Below are 6,225 nucleotides of genomic sequence, written 5' to 3'. Positions count from 1 at the left end.
CTGAGCCCCCCCATTCCGCCCCCTTTGGCCTGGGGTCGCCCCCTTCAACCCCCGCCGGCGGCGGCCGCTGGTCGGCTCCCCGCTTCTCGATAGAGCGCGCGCCGCCCCGCGTCCAGCGATTGCGGCCGTTCAGCCGCCGAGCAGTCCCGCAACGCGCGCGGCGAAGGCCCGCGTCCCGAGCTTGCCGCCGAGGTCGGGCGTGCGGGTCGCCGGGTCGGCAAGCGCCGCGTCCACCGCCGCGTTGATCGCCGCCGAGGCCGCCCCGGCCGCCGCGTTCCCGCGCTTCTCCGCATGCCAGTCCAGCAGCATCGCCGCCGAGAGGATCAGCGAGGTCGGGTTGGCCTTGTCCTGTCCGGCGATGTCTGGCGCGCTGCCATGCTGCGCCTGGGCGCAGCAGAGCAGGTCGTTCTGGTTGGTGCTGCCCGCCAGGCCGAGCCCGCCCGACAACTCCGAGGCCAGGTCGGATAGGATGTCGGCGTGGAAGTTCGTGGCGCAGAGCACGTCGAAGCGCTGCGGGTCGCGCACCAGCAGCGCGGCGCAGGCATCCACGATCACCTCGTCCAGCGCGACGTCGGGGAAGTCCTTCGCCACCTCCCGCACGCAGCGCAGGAACAGGCCGTCGGTCAGGATGAAGGTATTGGCCTTGTGCACCGCCGTCACCTTCCCCCGCCGCCGCCGTGCCAGCAGGAAGGATTCGCGGGCGATGCGCGTCGAGGCATGCGCGGTGATCTTGCGCATGGACATGGCGACATCGGGTGTGGGCATGAACTCGCCGCGGCCGGCATGCATGTTGCGGTCCGGATAGAAGCCCTCGGTCGCCTCGCGCATGATCACCAGGTCGAGCGGCGCATGGCCGCGGCCGAGGCCGGGGCGGGTGCGCGCGGGGCGCACATTGGCAAACAGGTCGAGCCCGACGCGGAACGCCGCCGAGACATTGATCCCGCCCTGCTCGCGCGAGGGATAGTGCAGGTGGGAGATCGGGCCGAGGATCACGCCGTCGCTCGCCTTCGACGCCTCCATCACCTCCGGCGGCAGGGTGGTGCCGCGGGTCTTCAGCGTCGCGAGCCCGATCGCATGCGTCTCGAAGGTGACACCGAGGCCGAAGCGGGCATCTGCGGCGCGCAGCACGGCGAGGGTGGCGTCGGTGATCTCGGGCCCGATCCCGTCGCCGGGCAGGACGATGAAGCGCATGGTCTGGCGGTTCCTCTCTCGTGCGGCGCGATGTGGCATGCCGCGGCGCGGGCGGGGAAGGGGGGCGGCGTCTGGCGCCTACCGGTGCGAAGGAGTACCTGTTGCGCCAACAAGGCCGGCGCCGCGGGCGCGGAGGCACGGAGGGGGTCCATGGCAGGGAGAACGGGCGGCGGGCCGCGCCACATCACCGCGGAACAGGCGGCCGCGCTGGTCAAGCCGGGCGACTGGGTGGATTACGGCGCGTCCTTCACGCAGCCGGACGCCTTCGACCGGGCGCTCGCCGCGCGCAAGGACGAGCTTTCCGACATCTGGCTGCGCAACTGCCTCAGCCTCAGGCCGCGCGCGGTGCTGGAGGCCGACCCGGACGGCGAGGTGTTCCGCTGCTTCAACTGGCACTTCTCCGGCTATGACCGGAAGAAGCACGATGCCGGAATCTGCCACTACATCCCGGTCCATCTCGGCGAGATCCCGCACTACTACCGCCGCAACATCGACCGCGTGGACGTCGCCGTGCTGAAGGCCGCGCCGCCCGACGAGGATGGCTGCTTCAACCTCGGCCCCAACAGCCTCTGGCACCGCGCGGTGATCGAGCGGGCGACGACCGTGATCATCGAGGTGTCCTCGCAGGTCCCGCCGGCGCGCGGCACCGACAACCGCATCCCCGCGAGCGAGGTGGACTACGTGATCGAGGGCGACGGCGGCACAACGCCGGAACTGCCCAATGCGCAGCCGACCGATGTGGACCGCGCCGTGGCGCGGCTGATCGCCGAGGAGATCGAGGAGGATGCCTGCCTGCAGGTGGGCATCGGCGGCATGCCCAACGCGGTCTGCGCGCTGCTGCTGGAAGGCGGCGTACGCAGCTTCGGCATCCACACGGAGATGCTGAACGACGGCCTGGTGGAGCTCTATCGCGCCGGCCGCGTGGACGGGTCGAAGAAGGCGGTGGATCCGGGGCTGATCACCTACACCTTCGCCCTCGGCACGCGCATGCTGTACGAGACGGTGCGCGACAACCCCGATTTCCTCTGCCACGCGGTGGATTTCACCAACGATCCCTTCGTGATCGCGCGCAACAGGCGGGCGGTGGCGATCAACAACACCACGCAGATCGACCTGCAGGGCCAGGCGGCGTCCGAGAGCGACGGCCATCGCCACATCAGCGGCACCGGCGGCCAGGCGCAGTTCGTGCGCGGCGCCTATGCGTCGGAGGGCGGCAAGAGCTTCATCTGCCTCGCCTCCACCTATGAGCGGAAGGGCGTGCGCAAGAGCCGCATCGCGCTGAACCTCACGCCCGGCAACGTGGTGACCACGCCGCGGTCGGACATGATGTACGTGGTCACCGAATACGGCATCGCGAACCTCAAGGGCCGCTCGGTCGCCGAGCGCGCGCAGGCGATCATCGGCCTCGCCCACCCGGATTTCCGCGAGGATCTCGCACGCCAGGCCCGCGAGGCGGGGCTGCTGCCGCGCTATTGGCGCTGAGGGCGCTAGAGCAGCGCCCGTTCGAGTGGAACCGCTGCGCGGTTCCGCCGAACGGGCATAAGCTGCTCTACAATCATCATTCCTAGAGCACGACCTTCCGATCGACTGATTCCAGTCGATCGGAACGTGCTCTAGCCGAGCGCCTTCGCCACCATGCCGCAGAAGCGGCCGAGCGCGTTCGGGTCCACCCAGCGCAGCACGGCGACGACCTCGCCCTCCGGCCAGATCCAGGTGTAGTTGCCGCCGGCGCCCTGGGCGAAGACCGAATCCCGCGGTGCCTCCGGCTGGCGCCCCGCGCCGTTCAGCCACCACAGGAAGCCGTAGGAGGGGTTGAGCGGGCAGGGCGCGAGCGACCAGGCGATCCACTCCGCCGGCACCACCTGCTTCCCGCCCCACGCGCCGCGCTGCAGCACCAGCCGCCCGACCAGCGCCTGGTCCTCGGCATGGATGCGCATGCCGCCGCCCCAATGCGTGCCGCCCGGCACGGAGGGCAGGCGCATCCCGTCCACCTCCACGATCGCGTTGTCATAGGCGTACCAGACCCAGTCCCGGCTGCCGCCGATCGGGTCCATGATCCGCTCCGCGAAGACCTCGGGAAGCGGCCGGCGGAACAGGCGCAGCAGGCAGAGAGAGAGGCGGTTCACCCGCACGTCGTTGTATTCCCAATGCGTCCCCGGCGGCTGCAGCGGCCGCGCGATCCCCTTCGGCCCCGACCCCTCCCGCACCAGGTCGCGGCCACGGTCGATCACGTCGGACTTGCCGAACAGCTCGCCCTCCCATTCGGAGGTGTTGGTCAGCAGGTGGCGCCAGGTGATGCCGGCATTCTGGTCGCTCTCGAAGCCGCCATCCTGGATCGTCTGGCGTACCGGCTCGTCGAGGTCGGTGATCAGCCCGTCCGCCCAGGCGACGCCCGCCAGCAGCGAGAGATAGGATTTCGCCACGCTGAAGGTCATGTCGGCCTGCCGCGTGTCGCCCCAGCTCGCCAGCCGCTCGCCGCGGCGCTCGATCAGGCCGTTCGGGGCGCCGCGCGGGAAGACCGGGCCGATGACGGCATTGTGCGGCGGCGGGTCGAAATGCCCGGACTCCAGATGCGCGCGCAGGTCGCGGGGGAAGGGGCTCTCATGGGCCTCGGCGAAGGCGACCGCCTCGGCGAGATCGGGATGGTTCGGCATGGCGCGCAACCTGCCTCCGCTGCGCGGCGCGCGTAACCCCCTCCACCACGGCGGCGAACGCCCCCACATTCACGCACGGAGAGATGGAGGACGCCTGATGGCGACGGAAACCGCGACGGAAACCGCGACCTTGGGCGGCGGCTGCTTCTGGTGCATCGAGGGCGCGCTGCGCCACCTCGACGGCGTGAGCCGGGCCGAGAGCGGCTATGCCGGCGGGCATGTGGACAACCCGACCTATGAGCAGGTCTGCGGCAAGAAGACCGGCCATGCCGAGGTCGTGCAGATCGACTTCGACCCGGCGAAGATCGGCTATGCCGACCTGCTGCGGATGTTCTTCACCCTGCACGACCCGACCACCAGGGATCGCCAGGGCAACGACATCGGCCCGCAATACCGCAGCATCATCCTGACCCATTCGCCGGAGCAGGAGGCCGCGGCGCGGCAGGTGATCGCGGAGATCGACGCCTCCGGCATCTGGGGTGCCAAGGCGGTGACCGAGGTCGCGCCGCTCGACCGCTTCTGGCCGGCCGAGGCCGAGCACCAGGACTACTTCGCGCGCAACCCCTGGGCGGGCTATTGCCGCGTGGTCGTCGCGCCCAAGGTCGCGAAATTCCGCAAGATGTTCGCCGACCGCCTGAAGAAGGGAGCCGCCTGATGAGTCTTTTCGGCACCAAGGCCCAGGAAGCCGACGAAAAATTCCCGGTCGAGAAGTCCGAGGCGGAATGGCGCGCGGAGCTCTCGCCCGAGGCGTTCCGGGTGCTCCGCCAGCACGGCACGGAGCGCCCCGGCAGCAGCCCGCTGAACCGGGAGAAGCGGGCCGGCACCTTCGATTGCGCCGGCTGCGGTACCCCGCTGTTCGAGGCCTCCACGAAATACGAAAGCGGCACCGGCTGGCCGAGCTTCTGGGCGCCGATCGAAGGCGCCGTCGCGACCCGCACCGACCGCTCCTTCTTCATGACGCGGACGGAGGTGCATTGCGCGACCTGCGGCGGGCATCTCGGCCATGTCTTCCCGGACGGGCCGGCGCCGACCGGGGAACGCTATTGCATGAACGGCGTCTCCCTGGCCTTCCGACCGACCGAGTGACGCGCGCGGCCGCATCCTGCCACGATGGCAGGGTGCGGCCGCGCTGACGCGGAATTTGGCCTCCGATGCGGCCGCGGCCCTGGACAATCGGGGGCGGGGTGCCGATTCTCCCGCCCGATACGCCCCGAGGACATGCCGGTGCGCCTGCGCCACATCCTTCTCGCGCTCGTCATGCTGGCCCCGGCCGGTGCGCGCGCGGATCTGCTCTACGTGCTGAATTCGGGCGAGGCCTCGGTCAGCGTGCTCGATGCCGCCACCCGGCAGGAGACGCGCCGCATCCCGGTGCTGCGCGAGCCGCACCATCTGGTGCTGACGCCGGACGGGAGCGAGCTGGTGATCGCGGATTCCGGCGGCAACGAGCTGCTCTTCGTCGCCCCGGCCACCGGCGAGGTGCTGCGGCGCGTGCGCATCTCCAACCCCTACCACCTTGAGTTCAGCCCGGACGGGCGGTTCCTGGCCGTCGCCAGCCTGCGCCGCGACCAGGTGGACCTCTACGACGCCGCGACGCTGGAATTGCTGCAGCGCTTCCGCCCCGGCGACATGCCGAGCCACATCGCCTTCACCCCCGACAGCCGCCGCTTCTTCGTGACCCTGCAGGGCGACCGCGCCGTCGCCGCCTTCGACACCGAGACCCGCACCCAGCTCTGGACGGTGGAGGTCGGCAAGGATCCCGCCGGCATCATCTGGCATCGCGGCCGGCTGATCCTCGGCATCATGGGTGCGGACAATTTCGTCGTGCTCGACCCCGAGACGCGGGAGGTCCGCCCCGCCTTCACGCTCGGCCGCGGTGCGCACACCATCTTCCCCTCTCCGGACGGGCGGGCGCTGTTCGCCACGTCCCGCGTGGACAGTCGGCTGGCGGAGGTGGACCCGGAGACGCTGGAGGTTCGCCGGGTGTGGAACATCCCGGGCGGCCCGGACTGCCTGACCTTCGATCCCGAGGGGCGGGTGTGGATGACGCTGCGCTGGTCGGGCCGGGTCGCGGTGCTCGATCCCGCACGGCCGGATGCGCAGCCGGCCTATGAGACCGTCCGGGTCGGGCGCAGCCCGCACGGCATCTTCTTCAAGCCGCGGCGGGAGGGGATCGGCGGCGACTTCGCCCAGGCGCTCCCCGGCGCCGTTTCCGGCACGCGGCCGCTGGCGGTGCCAGCCGCGCCGCGCGGAGCGCCGGCCGCCGGCCTGCCGGGCGGCGCCACGCCGGCTGCCGCCCGTCCCGCGCCGTGAAGCGCCGCCTGCTGCTGGCGGGCGGGCTCGCCGCGCTGGCGGCGCCCGCGCGCGCGGCCCCCCCCCGGCC

General features: G+C 71.2%; 6 protein-coding genes. 4 read left to right on the top strand and 2 right to left on the bottom strand.

The window, feature by feature from the left end; translation table 11 throughout:
* Positions 1-129: 129 nt before the first annotated feature.
* On the bottom strand, positions 130-1,191 hold the full coding sequence (locus tag AC1MIR_RS14325) for an isocitrate/isopropylmalate dehydrogenase family protein (RefSeq protein WP_480028872.1): 1,062 nt from the start codon (positions 1,189-1,191) through the stop codon (positions 130-132).
* Between the two features lie 150 nt (positions 1,192-1,341).
* On the opposite strand from AC1MIR_RS14325, the gene AC1MIR_RS14320 reads away from it, so the two are divergent.
* Positions 1,342-2,673, top strand: coding sequence for an acetyl-CoA hydrolase/transferase family protein (locus AC1MIR_RS14320; protein WP_480028871.1), 1,332 nt, complete (start codon positions 1,342-1,344; stop codon positions 2,671-2,673).
* 131 nt (positions 2,674-2,804) lie between these two features.
* Here AC1MIR_RS14320 and AC1MIR_RS14315 read toward each other — a convergent pair whose 3' ends face one another.
* The gene (locus AC1MIR_RS14315; RefSeq protein ID WP_480028870.1) at positions 2,805-3,845 is read right to left on the bottom strand and encodes a serine hydrolase domain-containing protein; all 1,041 of its coding nucleotides are present in this window, start codon (positions 3,843-3,845) and stop codon (positions 2,805-2,807) included.
* Positions 3,846-3,942: 97 nt separating this feature from the next.
* Here AC1MIR_RS14315 and msrA point away from each other — a divergent pair, with 97 nt between their 5' ends.
* From msrA to AC1MIR_RS14300, 3 genes are all read left to right on the top strand, one after another.
* A complete protein-coding gene (gene msrA / locus AC1MIR_RS14310; protein WP_480028869.1) occupies positions 3,943-4,500 on the top strand; it encodes a peptide-methionine (S)-S-oxide reductase MsrA in 558 nt (185 codons plus the stop codon).
* Positions 4,500-4,931, top strand: a complete 432-nt coding sequence (gene msrB, locus AC1MIR_RS14305; RefSeq protein WP_480028868.1) for a peptide-methionine (R)-S-oxide reductase MsrB — start codon at positions 4,500-4,502, stop codon at positions 4,929-4,931. The genes msrA and msrB overlap by 1 nt, the downstream gene beginning before the upstream one ends.
* A 138-nt stretch (positions 4,932-5,069) precedes the next feature.
* A complete protein-coding gene (locus tag AC1MIR_RS14300) occupies positions 5,070-6,155 on the top strand; it encodes a YVTN family beta-propeller repeat protein (protein ID WP_480028867.1) in 1,086 nt (361 codons plus the stop codon).
* The last annotated feature ends 70 nt before the right edge of the window (positions 6,156-6,225 follow it).

This window comes from Falsiroseomonas sp. RANM36 (genome assembly GCF_056682175.1).
This window is presented reverse-complemented; position numbering and strand designations above follow the sequence as displayed.